Raw genomic sequence first — 742 nt, forward strand, 5'->3', positions numbered from 1 at the left:
GGCGGGGGCGTCGGCGGGGGCCGGGACAGCAACGGCCCGGTCCGCGTGACCTTCCGCCGGGACGGCGTCGAGGAACACCTGTGGGCGGACGCCGTCCTCGGCTGCGACGGCGCGGGCAGCCTCACCCGCGACGCCGTCGGCGCCGGATGGCAGGACCTGCGCTTCGAGGAGCGCTGGACGGTCGTCGACGTGCGCACGAGCGCCCCGGTCCGCTGCTGGGAGGGCGTCGAGCAGATCTGTGATCCGGACCGGCCGGCGACCTTCATGCGCATCGGCGAGGACCGCTACCGCTGGGAGTTCCGCCTGCGGGACGAGCCGGAACCGGATCACGAGCGGCTCCGCGAGCTGATCGCTCCCTGGGCGGATCTCTCGTACGGCACCGACTTCGAGGTGGTGCGGCAGGCGCAGTACACCTTCCGGGCCCGTATCGCCGACCGCTGGCGCCGGGGGCGGGTCTTCCTGCTCGGCGACGCCGCCCATCTCACCCCGCCGTTCGTCGGCCAGGGACTGTGCGCCGGGATGCGCGACGCCCACAACCTGACGTGGAAGCTGGCCCGAGTCCTCCAACAGGGCGCGGACGAGCGGCTGTTGGAGACCTACGAGAGCGAACGCAAGCCGCACGCCCGTCGTGCGATCCGGCTCGCGGTCGTGATGGGCTGGGCCATGACCGGCGGCCAGGACGGTGCCGCCGCCCTCCGCCGCGGCGTCCTGGGCGCGGCCGTCCGCATCCCCGGCCTGACCG

The 742-nt window shown here is 74.4% G+C and carries 1 protein-coding gene; it reads left to right on the plus strand.

Annotated features, from left to right (window positions below):
- Positions 1–742, plus strand: a 742-nt coding sequence (locus tag O3Q52_RS53770; protein WP_269655641.1) for an FAD-dependent monooxygenase, incomplete at both ends; no start/stop codon positions are given.

Source organism: Streptomyces sp. ActVer, from assembly GCF_027270795.1.
In the GTDB taxonomy this organism is placed as follows: Bacteria; Actinomycetota; Actinomycetes; order Streptomycetales; family Streptomycetaceae; genus Streptomyces; species Streptomyces umbrinus_A.